The organism is Neobacillus muris (genome assembly GCF_943193175.1).
Lineage (GTDB): Bacteria > Bacillota > Bacilli > Bacillales > Cytobacillaceae > Neobacillus > Neobacillus muris.
In genome coordinates, this window is sequence record NZ_CALPDF010000030.1 from 1 (window position 1) to 13,663 (window position 13,663).

Consider the following 13,663-nt stretch of genomic DNA (forward strand, 5'->3'; position numbering starts at 1 on the left):
TGGAGCTTAGAGCCGAAAGGGTTTGAGGGGGATAATAGAGAAAGGAGTTTGGGAACCATTTATAATACAGCTTAATATAGTAGAGGGAAGAAAAGATAAGAATAAAGAATAAACAAACAGGCATTGTTTCATTTCTTTTCAGATTTTCCTTTTTTATAGGCCAATGATAGTTTGATCAAAGATTCAGTAAATGCTCAATCCGTTTAATTCAATATGAATACAACCAGTTTTATTCATCCAATTATCAATTCTATGATGTTGTATTCTTCATGGGTCTACAGCTTGCCTTTTACTGCAAAATAATTCTGCTTCGGCTCTGCTATTAAGTTGGCCCCCATATAAAAAAGTAAGTATCAATTGGAAATTAGTTGTTCCTTCTACTAAAAAGTTGGTATCCATTGGAGTGTAGCTGATATTTTGTTCTTCTTTACTGTTAATTAGTTGGTACTAGGTGGTATAAGGCTGGTATCAAATGGAAAAAAAGAGGGTACTTTGCTATTATTAACTTCTTCCCCAATGCTAAAAAGATGGTTCTTTTTATTTGCTGCACTGGATCTCTCTGTTAAAGTCGGTTTCCATGCTGAAAGGTCAATACCTGCGACTAAATTGCCGGTATCAGGCCAGTAGAGTGATTACAGCCATAAGAATGTACCATTTCTGTCGTGTTTTTACTAGGGATTTCCAAGGTATTTACCCCCTGTTGCCAATGTGTTTACAAATGGGGTAATTTCAAGAAACTGCATTAACAACGTTTAGGATTTAGATAGAAAAAAAGCCTAATTCCTCCGTATTTTTAGCGAGAAATTAGGCTAATGATGTTCCACTAACGCCCCCTTTAGTTCAATAATTACTTCCCTATGTTCCTTATTTTTTATGTAGTATAATTTTAAATATAGATACGGTATGTCGGTTTTGAAAAAATACTTAAAGGAGTGAGGAATGATGGTGAAAATAAAGGATAAAATTTATTCTAAATTAAGAGATGAATTCAATAGTATAGATTGGCATTATGGACCTGACTATGACCCTGAAAAGACCGTGTTACGGTATGGAAAAAATGTGCCATTGAGGCTTGTAAATGGGTACGATGATGCAAGGTATGGAAACCCTGATCATAAAAAATTCGTGGCATTCGTTTTGCGTAATGGTGCAAAAGGGTTAGGTGCTGTTGGCATTCTTGGCCTTAGTGGATATGGTGCTGTAAAGCTAGGCTTGAATTTAAAGTCTAAACATGATGCGAAGAAGAAAAAAGAAAAAGATACGAATGCACAGTAAATAGAGAGATAAGGCACAAAGCATTGATTTACTTGTGCCTTATTTAAGGCATTTATAAGGGAAATAATGACACCCTGATTTGATTCTTACATTAAGTTAAGAACCAATTTCAGAAAAGTTAATATCCAACAGTATTGAACCCACTCTTGTTCAACAAACCTTCTTCGTTAGTTAAAGAAATGGTAAAAAAATCTTATTAAAAATATAATGTCTTTTTCACTTTTGATTTTGGCACTGTAATTAACTTCGCCTTAGCAGTGCCTTTTTTGAATTTTACATTATTTAGCCAATCTATAATTGCATCTGTATCATAACTCGGACAATACCTTTCTCCGTTTTCATACAACCAATACTTCGTATTTCTGTTTTCGTCAAAGACCCAATTCTCAAAGTCATATCTGATCCTGTTAATCTTTCTTCCTACTTTAGTTGCACAAGAAATGTATTGGATATTGTCTTCACCAAAATCAAATCTAATAATCAACCAGGTCACCCCCGTTCTTTTACTAAACTGCATCTTTAGTTTAGGTGAAAATCTTCACAATTTCCACTCTATACTTCAACATAAATATCCAGGTATGAAGTGGTAAACTGTCTGTCATTCATTGGTTTACTTTTTGTCATTCAGTGGTCAAAACTATGTCGAGGATGGTGCATTTCATTTCTGTAATCAAGTCGAGTAACAGTACAAAAAGCATTAGCAGATTCTAATCCGGACCATAATCAATTCCAAATCAATAGCAGAACTGGTTCAAGTTGGATCTATCTCCCTGTTTCTTTCCTCTTACCTCTGCTATATAGTCGGTCCGAAGCGAACAGATGATAACAGGCAGCAACAAAGTTAAAGATGTGATCAATATTATTTGATCCTTAATCAAACGTTCGTTTAAATTAAAACTCAATGTAACAGTCAGGCTGGATCCAATAGCGGTTCAGTCCTTTTTCTTTTCCCAATATATATCCAAGCCCTTGTCCAATAAGGATTTGAGCGGCATCCAATCGTTATTCAGTATTTTTCCCCACTTAATTAATCCGCAGGATGTTTCCATCATTCCTCTCCTTTTTTCTTCTTTCTATTACGAGTATCAATTGGAAATTAGTTGTTCCTTCTACTAAAAAGTTGGTATCCATTGGAGTGTAGCTGATATTTTGTTCTTCTTCACAGTTAATTTGTTGGTACCGGATGATAAGAAGTTGGTATCAGGTGGAAAAAAGAAGGTACTTTGCTGTTATTAACTTCTTCTCCAATGCTAAAAAGATGGTCCCTGCTGTATCCCAAAATTAAACATTTCTAATTTTTGGTCCTGATTCAATGCTTTCCGGGTTTGATCCAATGTTAATGTTTTTTGTATACAAAGTTAACAAAACTGTGGCAAAAGAGAAATAGTATGAATCTGCCGTTTTGTCATTTAGAAATTAGAACTAATCTAAATAGATTGGTTCTTTTTTGTTTATTTCAACATTGGATTCGGCTTTAAGAGGCAAGGTGGAAATCATAGATCCTGGCAACATGCTGGGCGTATTAAGAAATTCTCTCCTCCTTTTTATCCCTTTTATATTCCATCGAAAATTTTTTAAGAGTTTTAATATGTGACTTGCCAGGCAACCATTAGATCCTATTGGCTATGTAAAATAGAATTATAAAACAAGTCATACCAAAACAGAAAGGAAGAAGGTGAAATAAACGTAGGGACAGCAACTGCTGAGACCTAAATGAAGCTAGGATTTCTTTTGACAAAATTATTAAACAAGGGGGTAAAACGGGGTACGACATCAAAGTAGATATTATTTTTGGTTTACTGAAGTAGTATGTTTAAGTGTCAGGCAATCCTTTATGTCACAAAAAATTAAATGGAGAAAGTTTGGAAAAGCATTCGTAGATGTAAAAAATAAGGAGGAGATATGAATGGGATACACTCATTATTTTGAGTTGAAAGCGGATTTAAAGAGTGAGGTGCTTAGGGACGTTTCGGAAATTATAGATCATAATGAAGAGATTCTTGCATATGAAGATGATGAAACGGGAAGGAAGCCCTCCGTAAATGAGAAAGAAATTCGATTCAATGGGCGAGATGGAGACGGACACGAGACATTTTTGATAGAGAAGGGTGTTTGGGAATTCTGTAAGACAGCTAGAAAACCCTATGATCTACCTGTTTGCGAAGTTCTTCTGGTTCTTAAATATCATTACGGGGATGACTTTAGTCTTAGTTCTGATGGGTTTTGCACAGATGGGCTTGATGGAAATTGGGCTGAGGCATATGAAAATGTGAAAGGGCAATTTAAGTATGGAGATTTTGATTTTGTTGATGAATAAGATTAAGATTTATAGCCAGCCTTTTTCTTATGAAAGAGGCTTTATTTTTTGCAAAAAAATGTTGGAAATTCAAGATAGCGAGAGGGAAACTTCAGTAGTACATTTTTTCCTAAATAGTCCTCTTTACAATCTGTACATCGTTATATAAAGAAGCGTAACGAATGACAGTTAGGTACCTTGTCTTTACGTGAAAATAATAAGAATAGGGAATGTACCAAACTCCTTTTTTCCTCTTGTCTCGGTAAAACTGGTTCTTAATGAAAACTCCGTTTAGGGTCCCAACTGCATAAATGTCCCCAATTGGTAATTTTCTTATTTTTTCTTCTGACCTGTTCCAACATGGGGAGATAGAAGAAATTTAATAATGCGTGAAAAAATTCATATGTGACTTGGCAGGCAACCTTTTAAATCTCTTATGCAGATAAAATAGGTGTCCTTGAAGGAGCGGGATTTGAAAAGGAAAATATCCGATTTTCCTTCGGTGATGACAATTGGATGTCTGTGTATGTGAGTGAATAATGAAAAACGGAAGCATCAGAAGAAATAGGGGGAATGTAGAGTGCTGCCCCCCTACTAATCTCCTTTCTATTCTTCTTCTTCGAATTCTAACTGTATTAACACAAAAATTACGTTCTATAGTGGGAATTTACATCCCTAAGAAGAAAATAAGTTTCCATAATTCAAAGATTTTTTCGGCATGCCTAGTCAAACATGTATCCAATATCTGGCCAACCCTTTGCCCAATAAGGGTTCAATCATCTTTCCTCCGTTCTCCCTATTCTATTCTGTTGCCATCCTGACTGTATAAACTCACAGGATTTCTATACCTTTCCCAAATCTTTTGAGCACCTCTTACACTTTTTACTTAGAATGTATGTTCGTATATAATTGTAATGAGGTGTTTATTATGGCGATACGAGATCGAGGAATGGTTAAATGGCATGCAGCTTTTCAACTACCTGAATTAGTAAAAGCTCAGCGTAATTTATGGCAGGATACTGAACGTATAGAAAGGCCAATCATAGACGAATATCAATGGGAGGAGTTCGATCTTCGGATAGCTTATGCGATGGAATGGAACTACATTGTAAAGGTAAAATTATGGTCTGATGGTTTCATGACGGACGTTATTGGCCGCATTCATTACGTGGATTCGATAACTAGACAGATCCGTATTGAAGTAAGGTCTGGACAGTTTGAGGGGATTCCTTTTGAGGATATAGTTGAAGTGGAGGTTATAGATTAGTCAGGGTAGTATCGTAGAGTTCAATACGTAATAAGCCCTTGGAATTTATTAGAGGGCAATTTCGGGCTACTACAGAGCTTTACATGGCATGCCAATAGACAGGGCTTGGATAAACCATCTTCAAATTTATAAAGCCTATACAGATTGTTCCTTCTAGGTTTCTGGTTTTACGTTCTTAGAAAAAGTAAAGTTCCACAATCCGAAAATTACTCTGAAAATTTCTCTAGTAGATCTCCGATTTTTTCATGTGTAATTCGGAAAAATCCCAATCGGATTTTCTGTACAGCTTCAATTTGCAGACAGCCGAAATTCAATTAGAAACCGGCACAATCCAAAACCATTTTAGTCATTCAAAGCCTATCCAATTCTTGCTTGCAGATCATGGGGTAGAACATGGTACGGCATTAAAAAATTTATAGTTTTCTCTATTCAATCTAAAATGTATATATAAGTGATAGATTAAATTTCCCCAAGGAAGTGCCTTGGAAATACTTTACACACTTCCGTCTATTGCTTTCAAAACTAATTCCCCAAAGGAGATGTCCCCAGAATGGAAAAGAACACAGCAATTGAAAAAAAGGATGAATTGACTACCAAAACAGACAGTGACAATGTCATGAAAATGGAGGAAAAGAAGGCTAAAATCTTTGACAGAGTTGAATCAGGGATTTACTTTTACCAATGTCTTGTACCACTTACCATGACAAATTTGTACTATGCAGGCAAAAGGTTTGGGTCTTTGGACGAATTTCTTGATTATTTTGTTTCATTGATGAAAGTTGAAGATAATGCCAAATGGATTGAACAGCTTTTCATTAACCAATTTGGAGAATGGTTGGAGCTGTATTGGCAGGAATTCTATGCCCCATTTAGACAAGATGAAGTTGGCACAAGTGTCAAAGAGAGGATTCTCACAGAGGCCAGTGAATGGTCAAGGAGAATGGCTGATGAGTTTTCGCTTTTTGTATTTGAAGATAGAAAAGGAGTGTAGGTGTTACCCGTATTAAAATTAACACCTGCTACAGATGAATCATAGATTATGAATTTATGCTGAATCCATACTGGGTTCAGTTTTTTTGTGAAAAAGAGTTCTCATCTATCATTCGTATATTAGGATAATAGATGTGTTAATCAAATGGAACGTTTGATTACTTTAAAACTAATATTTATAATAAGATTTATATTACATCTGGAAAAGTAGGAATAAAAATGGTTCTGATAAATAAATCTCTGTATAAATCAACAATATTTCAAAAGCTCGCATCCTAATTAAGGGGGAATGCGGGCTTTTTTATTTGCCTTTGACAATAGGAAATGGAAAAAAGGACAAATTGCTGAGGAAGGAGCAGAAGTGTCTGTGCCTAAAGAATATGATACAGAAGAATATTATTGGTCTACCGAAGCTGCCGAGATTGTTTGTGTTTCAGTGCAAATGATTCTTGTGTGGTGCGAAAATGGTAAATATCCAGGGGCGAAAAAGACAAGAAATGGAAATTGGAGGATTCCAAAGAAGTATTTTAAAATTTAGCTAGAAGAAGCTAGAAAGCGGAAAGTCTTCGAAAAAGAACTTAATTCATCATTCACCAATACCAAGGGGATGAATCACATTAATCAATCCCCTTCCATCCGAAGGTTTTTCCAGTACTTTTCCGGCAGACCTTCGGTTTTTTTATGCAAAAATCGGTATGAATCCAATCATAATCCGGTCCAATTTTTTAATCAAAATTCAAGTTGAATTCACTTGCTTTTTTCTATTCCATCTTTCTTCAATCCTAGCCCTATAAGGGCTCTGGCTGCAAGCAGGGCAAAAAAGGTGCATAGTAAACGAAGGGGATTTATGAAATCAGCAAGATTAATTGGTGAGGTTCTGGGGCATTTAGAAGATTAATATGTTGGGGATACATTAATAGAATATCGAGTTAAAAAGCTGATTGCTGCTGGAGTATTTGAATATGAAGGCAATCTTGAAGCGATACGATTTTATAGTGTGAAGCCAAAAGGCTAATGGCATGGGGGCAAAGTGTAAACTGTTGCTTTCAAACCGTAAAGAATCAGTGGACGAGCGGTGATAGAAGTATTATGTATTTGATCCAGCCCGAGCTGCTCTTTCTTTTAAAAATGAATACAAATTCGGGTTCAGTCTTTTTCTTTTGTTTAATAATCTTTCAATCCCTTGCCCTGTTAGGATTCAATATAGTTCGAATCAGTTTATTTCCTCACTGCAAACCTGATTAATTTTTTTAGTGATTGGCTTTTTACGCAATTAAAGGAAGTGAGAAGACGATCTGGTTGAAATGACCCCCGAGAATCATTCATCAGGGGTCTTTTTTGATTCATATTTATTGATAAAATCCAACATGCACTTGCTAAACAAGTCTCTGGTACGGTAAAGGGGAAACTGCGATGAACAAAGTTTGGAGAATCGTTCACTGATGGCTGCATTCATCTGTAAGGTCTTAGTTATGGTCTTACTGTTAGGGTCGTAGATTTCTGGCTCCAATATCAATTCCTTCTTATGTGCATTCAACAATGTTTTTAATTCATCCAAATGATCCGTAACGAATTGCAACGACTCCTCAGATCTATTTTCGTTTATTCCAGAATTGAGGTGCCGCTTATACTCCTCTATTGTCAGAATACGATCGTAGCGTTTACTTGTCTGATTGTATTGGTAGCTTGCATTATCACGCATGATTTTTGAAAAAGTCGATAGCTTTAATCCGAGCTTGGCAGCGACATTTTCCAAGTGTTTTTCTTGTTCGTTCTCTAACATTTTATTCACTAGCTCTACTCTTTCGAGGCTTGATAATTTCAAAAAGTCTTGAGTATCCATTCAAACATCACTCCTATTTTTCTATTATTTTTACTTGCCTTTTATACTAGACTGTTCAATAGTAAAAAATAACAAATTCATTTAAAAATGTTGTTCGAGTAAAGTAAATAGAAGAGCTGAGAAGTCTAAGTGATTGAGGGTATAGGGGGCTGATTAAATCTCATAAAATTGATTTTTCCTTCAACTACAAATTCAGAAAGGTTTTTGGACCCTATTTCAAGATGCCCACAGAGTGTTCAGTGTCTTTTGAATACACCGAAATCAACAAACTAGCTTTCTATAATAGATAATAACTGCAACATGGAGCGGAAGAATTGCCCCTGTTTTGACCATTGTCAAAAAGGATATTAAAAATCAGAAAAAGTGAAGGGAAAGTTGCTGGAAAGAGCGGAAAAAGTAATCACCGTTTTGCCCAAAGTCAATTTAATCTGTCTTTTATTCGCAACTTGTATTCTGATGCTTAACCAAGGGAGGATATGCTGACAAATTGAAAGGGGTTATTCATTAGTTATTATTAGTAAATCAGGATGACCGAAACATAACCCTATAAAGATATATTTTTTACTTTTGTTGACGGTTATCCCACGAAAAACCTATTCCAATGAAGTGGAAATGTTGATGAGGGGGTTTTCATAGTTAGGAACCTGACTTTAGCTTATTACAGTTTTAAAGCGATATTTTAGCTAAGCATTTAAAAGCAGATAAAGTGGAATGCCGATTGAAATGGTGGGGTGTAATTCCTGACGAGGATGTTGCTGATGAAGATGTAGCCAAAATGGGAAAAGTCTGCGTATTTTGCAGACTTCCCCTCACACATTATCATTATTGGAATTACTTCCGATTCTTCTTTATCCTTCTTGAACAAAAATATTGCCATTATCCTAATTTGCAGCAAGAAGCAACAATATAAGTGCGTATCCACAGCTTTTTAATTAGATAACAGCATCAAAATCATATTACGTTTAATGACAATTATTTATAATAGTTTGAATGTCGAACCCCTGCTTACCTACTTTGGGGGTAAAAGTCGAAGGGCGGGCTATTAAATACTTTTAAATAAAACTGCAAGATGGAGCGGAAGAATAGACCCAGTTTTGACTTTTGTCAATTTGAACAAAAAGGATTAATCAACAATAGAGGAAGAACTGCAAGATGGAGCGGAGAAAGCAGTCAACGTTTTGCCAAAAGTCAATTCAATTTACCTTTTCCTTCATTGGATAATGATCTGGTGAAATGATAAAGGAGGTATCACTATGTGAATATTACAAAAAAATCAGGATGACCGAAACATAACCCTATATAAAAAAGAAAATTTCTCAGCTATTGGTTGTGGTTATCCATACAAAAAAACTATTTCCGTTGAGGGAGAAAAGTTATCTAGGGGTTTGACATAGTTAGGAACCCGATTTTATTACGGTAAAGTAGTAAAGTTTTGTGTTTAATGAGTGTTAACATTCTGAAGGTAATTTAGACATATTGTTAATGCAGTTTGTTAACACTTTTTATCCGAAAAACCCTATTAATTTAATATTTTCTTTATTGAGTGTTAACAGAGTAATCCATCCTAAAATGTGTTGACTAAAGAGTTTCCCGTAATCCTTTCTATTATGGTTGTCATCTCGTATTCTATTGCATAGAACATAGAGTCAAAGTAAACAACAGGAGGAAATGTCTATGTTCTTGTCTCCAAATCATGAAGGAAATTTTCGAAAATTATTGCAATGGGATGGAACCAATGTTAGTGACCTCGAAAGAAAGGCTATGTTTTTCATTTTTGCAGGGAATGAGGAAATATTGAAGCGTATCGAAATGTTTTATGATTTTGAGGAAAGGGTGATACAAACTGAGATTACAGATAATATTGCCTATCTTTCAAGCGGGGCAAGATCATTGGTCCTTCTCGGTTTTAACCTCTTTAACAATTTTCCTTGTGGAACTGTCATGGATCTATTTCGTAGTTTAGATGAGCAGAATTGCGAATTGGCTTTGAATGGGATTAGAATTAGGCTGGGGCTAGAGTAGAAAAAGGGATTAATTAAATTGAACCCCATCTTTATCCTAATATTGGATAGTGATGGGGTTCTTATCTCTCATTCGTTGTTTTTTTCTTATGTAAGAGGAAAATGTCCACTTATTTGGGGTCATATGTCTTGTTAATTGGGGCGATATGTCTACTTTTGGAAGGCGGAGTTATTTTCTACTTTTTATTTTGCTTTGGAATGTTTATCTTTTTGGGAACATGGCAGCTTATCAACCCCTTTTATCAAAAAGTGGAACATTTTGTTTTGGGGTTAAGTACAAAAATGATTGTTTTGCCCTAAATGAGTGGACATGTTAATTGTAATGCACAGTTGGTTCAAATCTAAACAAAGAGAATAAACCAAACATTTACTCTATTAAAAGGAATTTTACAATTATTTGACAATCGTGTGCAGAGGATTTTATACTGAAGTACATAATGATTAGAAAAAAGTTGGGATTAATATGGTAAAAAATTCCGTCCAAACATATAGATCAATAAAATTCGGCTCGCACTTATTAGGTGGCGAGTCTTTTTATTTACCATTAATTATAGTCAATGGGGAGGCGGTAATTGAAATGGATAAAAGGGATAATACGGAAAATGGATATACAGATGAAAACGGTATTAGGTTTGTTGATACAAAAGTGGTTGGGGACTTTTATGATGTATCGAAGGAAACAGTTCTACATTGGATAAAAGATGGAAAGATTTCAGGGAAACAATTGTCTGGCCATGGTGGTAAATGGTTTGTTCCAGCAGAAGAATTCGAGTATCTAAAGAAACAAAGAAAAAATAATACCGTGGAAGAGGATATGAGAGAGTTACTTGGGGATGCTTACGCTGGTATATGGGAGATTGAATTAGACGAAGGATAATGGAGAAAGGATAAAATTTTTTTCAATTGTTAAGGGGGGTAATCTGATGTATGCACATGATGGTGAATTGATTCAATATTTTGAAAGTAATTCACCTGAAGAGTATTTGAATGAACTACGAATTGATACCGATCAACAGAGGATGTATATGGAATTATTAAAAAGAAACAGGGAATATGTTCTTTTTGATTATTTATTAAATATTTTGATTTATTTCACTACATTAGTTAATAAATATGATCATATTAATGGTTATTTCTACTTTTGCTATAAAATAAAAAATGACTACCTTTTAGACAAATTTGTCAGATTGTTACAAGGGCAGGTGCCATTTGATGAATTTCTTAAAACTACGTTACTACATTGAGGTAATATCAATAGCAGCGGGAATTGTACTTTTGATATGTGTCATACCCATTCAAATTTGGATAGATGGAAACATAAGAATGATGACGGTTGTTTGTGGTGCTCTTCTTTGGTATACGATTATTTTTTATAATGTTACATTTCGCTATCTACTTGATAAATGGTTTAAAAAATAGTCCTTACCCAGAAGGAAAACATCTATGACAATCAGTTAATTGAATTATTAAATAAAACGGGATGTTCGAAACATATCCCCAATACATTAAAATATCTCTACTTATTGGCATAGGTCATTCATAAAAAAGCTATTCCTGATGAGGGGAATATGAGGAGGAATGGGCTTTAGCTAGGAATCCTAATCAGTTAGGAACCCAACCTTTACACAGTAACGAGATAAAAATTTTTTGAGATTTGAAGTAAATGGATACGATTATAATAATTAAGAAAATAGCAAGAAACACAAAAATAAACGGATTATTATATGATCCTGAGCGGAGGAAATAACATAATGAAATATGATAATTATGATAAAACCCGTACAGAAACTTGGCATAAAGTTGCACCAGAAACAAAAGGGTACGTTGTGTGTTCGATGGATGAAGCGACCCACGTGGTCTTTTCGGAAATAGACTTGAAGCTAGCTGGGAAAGTTGGAAGGAGCTTTACTGAATATCTTGTATATACAATTACAAAAATAAAAAAATCTGGTGAATTCCTAATCATTGATGACAACGGGCAAGAAATGATCGGATTTGATTCATACATCCCCTGTGAATATCTCAAAAAAGGAAAACCAGAAGTTCGGTTAAAACAGTGTGTGAAATCACTTTCTACCAAAGTTGTTTCTCTTGCAGAATACAGAATGGAAAGAATGAAGTAGATTAGGAGGTGGTTTAATGGATTACTTGCAATTATTGCGAACCAATGACGTAAAAGGATTCGAAAAATATTTGGAAACACATGCTGTCAATGAGGAAATTCAGGGACAGAGTCTCTTGTATTGGGCCGTATTCATGAACAACCAAAAGTTTTGTAAGTTGCTAATTGAGCGGGGGGCAGAGGTGAATCAAAAGGACAGCATGGGGAGAACGCCGTTATCGACAGCCTGCTATTATGACTTTACGGTAATTTTAAGGCTCTTGCTAGAAAATGGTGCCAAAATTGATGCAAGTTGCATGGATCGGGCATATAGGGGTTGGGACAATTATTTACAGCTTGAAACGCTGAAATTACTTAGGGATCATAGCTACACCAATTTGTACCTTGACGACCTCCGAGATACTCCCAGAGGATTCCAAGAGGCTCGCACAGTTGAAGAAGCCATCTCAATCATTCAATGTTCCACTGTGCATATCCTTTCATTGGATCATGACCTGGGGATGGACAAAGAAGGTAATTTACGTAAAACAGGTTATGACCTGGTCAAGTACATCTGCGAAAATGGAATAAGGGCCGCAAATAGAATATTTTTGCATACGGACAATGTGGTGGGAAGGGAAAATATGTACCAAACCCTTTTGGCCGCACGAAAAAGAGAGTTTATTGAACAGGATATTGAGATTTACCCTTATCCGTTTACAGCAAACAGATATACATGGAAGTAGTAGAAATACGTCCTAAGATTACAAGCAGAAAAATTGTCTGCATGATACTTTGCAACTGGTATCAGAAGAAGTTGAAAGAATGGAAGTTCACAAGTAACCTCTCCTTTTTCATTTGAATTTTGCCTGGATTTATAGTGGGTTGATGTGAAACAAAAAGTCCATAAAAAAGCCTAAATAATGTCTGTTTGGTGTTATAGGCAAGGTTCTTAAATTATAGAATACAAGGTAAAAAAGAACCAGGAATTGGAGCATTTCAATGATTTAGGAGGAGAGTAAATTATGTGTGACGGAAACAGGGAAGAAATGATTAAACGGGCGATTGAAGACATCGGTGGGTTAATTCGAGATTTTCGAACGAGTCATTTCCTTACTTATGGGGACATGGCAAGTTTATGTGGGGGTTCTGCCTCGTATTTATTCAGGATCGAGCATGGAAAACGAAATCCTGATTTTGATTTTCGTATTAAGCTCTTAATGGCAATGGACTGGTCAACGGAGGACATTTATCTATTTTTAGATGAGGTTATCTCCCGAGGAAAAACGAATAAAAGGGAATAAAGCGGAAATATGCTACTGAAAGGGATTTTGTTGATATTCCCTAATTCAGTAGCATTTTTTGTGAAGCTATTTTCTAAACAAAAAAATGCCAATTTAACCATGCTGCTTAGGTGATAAGTGCGTAATTCTAATCAGAGAGAAAGATATACAAAACTACAAAAGGAACGTTTTATTCTTTATAATGAAATCGTCGAAACATAACCCTATAATAATATACCAACCTAATGCTCATGGTCATCCAAAAAGCCATTTCCGATGAGGTGGAAAAGTTGAGGAGGAGCTTTCCCACAGTTAGGAACCCGTTTATAAATGGAAAATAAAACAATAATAGTCTAAAGACTGGATTAATGCACAAAAAGAGAAGTGGTACATTTGGGAATCATCTTTACTACGGTAAACCGATAAAGTGAAACTAAAGAAGAGATTAACTATGCAAACCAAGTAAAACTTTTTGATGGGGAAGAAAAAGACAAAAAGGGCAAGAAAAATTGTATGTTTTATATATATATAAGATTGCTTTTTCTGCCCATGTAACGAGGAGTGACTAATATTCATTTACTTCCAAA

General features: G+C 35.3%; 15 protein-coding genes and 1 pseudogene. 14 read left to right on the top strand and 2 right to left on the bottom strand.

Annotated features, from left to right (window positions below; genetic code table 11):
- Positions 1-942 precede the first annotated feature (942 nt).
- Entirely contained in the window at positions 943-1,275 is a 333-nt protein-coding gene (locus NFS43_RS17100; protein ID WP_251553959.1) for a hypothetical protein, read from the top strand.
- 196 nt (positions 1,276-1,471) lie between these two features.
- Here the strand turns inward: NFS43_RS17100 and NFS43_RS17105 are convergent, their stop codons facing one another.
- Positions 1,472-1,792 carry a hypothetical protein gene (locus tag NFS43_RS17105; RefSeq protein ID WP_251553960.1) on the bottom strand — a complete coding sequence of 107 codons (321 nt, stop codon included), beginning with the start codon at positions 1,790-1,792 and terminating at the stop codon, positions 1,472-1,474.
- A gap of 1,389 nt (positions 1,793-3,181) precedes the next feature.
- On the opposite strand from NFS43_RS17105, the gene NFS43_RS17110 reads away from it, so the two are divergent.
- The 5 genes and pseudogenes from NFS43_RS17110 to NFS43_RS17130 all read left to right on the top strand — a co-directional run.
- Positions 3,182-3,592, top strand: a complete 411-nt coding sequence (locus tag NFS43_RS17110) for a hypothetical protein (protein ID WP_251553961.1) — start codon at positions 3,182-3,184, stop codon at positions 3,590-3,592.
- A 907-nt stretch (positions 3,593-4,499) separates the two neighbouring features.
- Positions 4,500-4,838 carry a YolD-like family protein gene (locus NFS43_RS17115; RefSeq protein ID WP_251553962.1) on the top strand — a complete coding sequence of 113 codons (339 nt, stop codon included), beginning with the start codon at positions 4,500-4,502 and terminating at the stop codon, positions 4,836-4,838.
- A 550-nt stretch (positions 4,839-5,388) separates the two neighbouring features.
- On the top strand, positions 5,389-5,829 hold the full coding sequence (locus NFS43_RS17120; RefSeq protein WP_251553963.1) for a hypothetical protein: 441 nt from the start codon (positions 5,389-5,391) through the stop codon (positions 5,827-5,829).
- 288 nt (positions 5,830-6,117) lie between these two features.
- Positions 6,118-6,366 carry a hypothetical protein gene (locus NFS43_RS17125; protein ID WP_251553964.1) on the top strand — a complete coding sequence of 83 codons (249 nt, stop codon included), beginning with the start codon at positions 6,118-6,120 and terminating at the stop codon, positions 6,364-6,366.
- A gap of 375 nt (positions 6,367-6,741) precedes the next feature.
- A pseudogene (locus tag NFS43_RS17130) lies at positions 6,742-6,843 on the top strand (DUF1835 domain-containing protein); the annotation flags it as partial.
- Positions 6,844-7,146: 303 nt separating this feature from the next.
- Here NFS43_RS17130 and NFS43_RS17135 read toward each other — a convergent pair.
- Entirely contained in the window at positions 7,147-7,671 is a 525-nt protein-coding gene (locus NFS43_RS17135) for a hypothetical protein (protein WP_251553965.1), read from the bottom strand.
- A gap of 718 nt (positions 7,672-8,389) precedes the next feature.
- Here NFS43_RS17135 and NFS43_RS17140 point away from each other — a divergent pair.
- The 8 genes from NFS43_RS17140 (at position 8,390) to NFS43_RS17180 (ending at position 13,097) form a co-directional block, all read left to right on the top strand.
- Positions 8,390-8,581, top strand: a complete 192-nt coding sequence (locus NFS43_RS17140) for a hypothetical protein (protein ID WP_251553966.1) — start codon at positions 8,390-8,392, stop codon at positions 8,579-8,581.
- A 159-nt stretch (positions 8,582-8,740) separates the two neighbouring features.
- The gene (locus NFS43_RS17145; protein WP_251553968.1) at positions 8,741-8,908 is read left to right on the top strand and encodes a hypothetical protein; all 168 of its coding nucleotides are present in this window, start codon (positions 8,741-8,743) and stop codon (positions 8,906-8,908) included.
- A gap of 437 nt (positions 8,909-9,345) precedes the next feature.
- The gene (locus tag NFS43_RS17150) at positions 9,346-9,693 is read left to right on the top strand and encodes a DUF6075 family protein (protein WP_251553970.1); all 348 of its coding nucleotides are present in this window, start codon (positions 9,346-9,348) and stop codon (positions 9,691-9,693) included.
- 576 nt (positions 9,694-10,269) lie between these two features.
- Positions 10,270-10,569, top strand: a complete 300-nt coding sequence (locus NFS43_RS17155; protein WP_251553972.1) for a helix-turn-helix domain-containing protein — start codon at positions 10,270-10,272, stop codon at positions 10,567-10,569.
- 46 nt (positions 10,570-10,615) lie between these two features.
- Positions 10,616-10,936: a hypothetical protein gene (locus NFS43_RS17160; protein ID WP_251553974.1), complete on the top strand. Its 321-nt coding sequence runs from the start codon at positions 10,616-10,618 to the stop codon at positions 10,934-10,936.
- Positions 10,937-11,443: 507 nt separating this feature from the next.
- Positions 11,444-11,815, top strand: coding sequence for a hypothetical protein (locus NFS43_RS17165; protein WP_251553975.1), 372 nt, complete (start codon positions 11,444-11,446; stop codon positions 11,813-11,815).
- Between the two features lie 16 nt (positions 11,816-11,831).
- Positions 11,832-12,539, top strand: a complete 708-nt coding sequence (locus NFS43_RS24550; protein ID WP_338150618.1) for a cyclic-phosphate processing receiver domain-containing protein — start codon at positions 11,832-11,834, stop codon at positions 12,537-12,539.
- Positions 12,540-12,818: 279 nt separating this feature from the next.
- Positions 12,819-13,097 (top strand): helix-turn-helix domain-containing protein, encoded by a 279-nt coding sequence (locus tag NFS43_RS17180; protein ID WP_251553976.1) that lies wholly within the window; start codon positions 12,819-12,821, stop codon positions 13,095-13,097.
- Positions 13,098-13,663 lie beyond the last annotated feature (566 nt).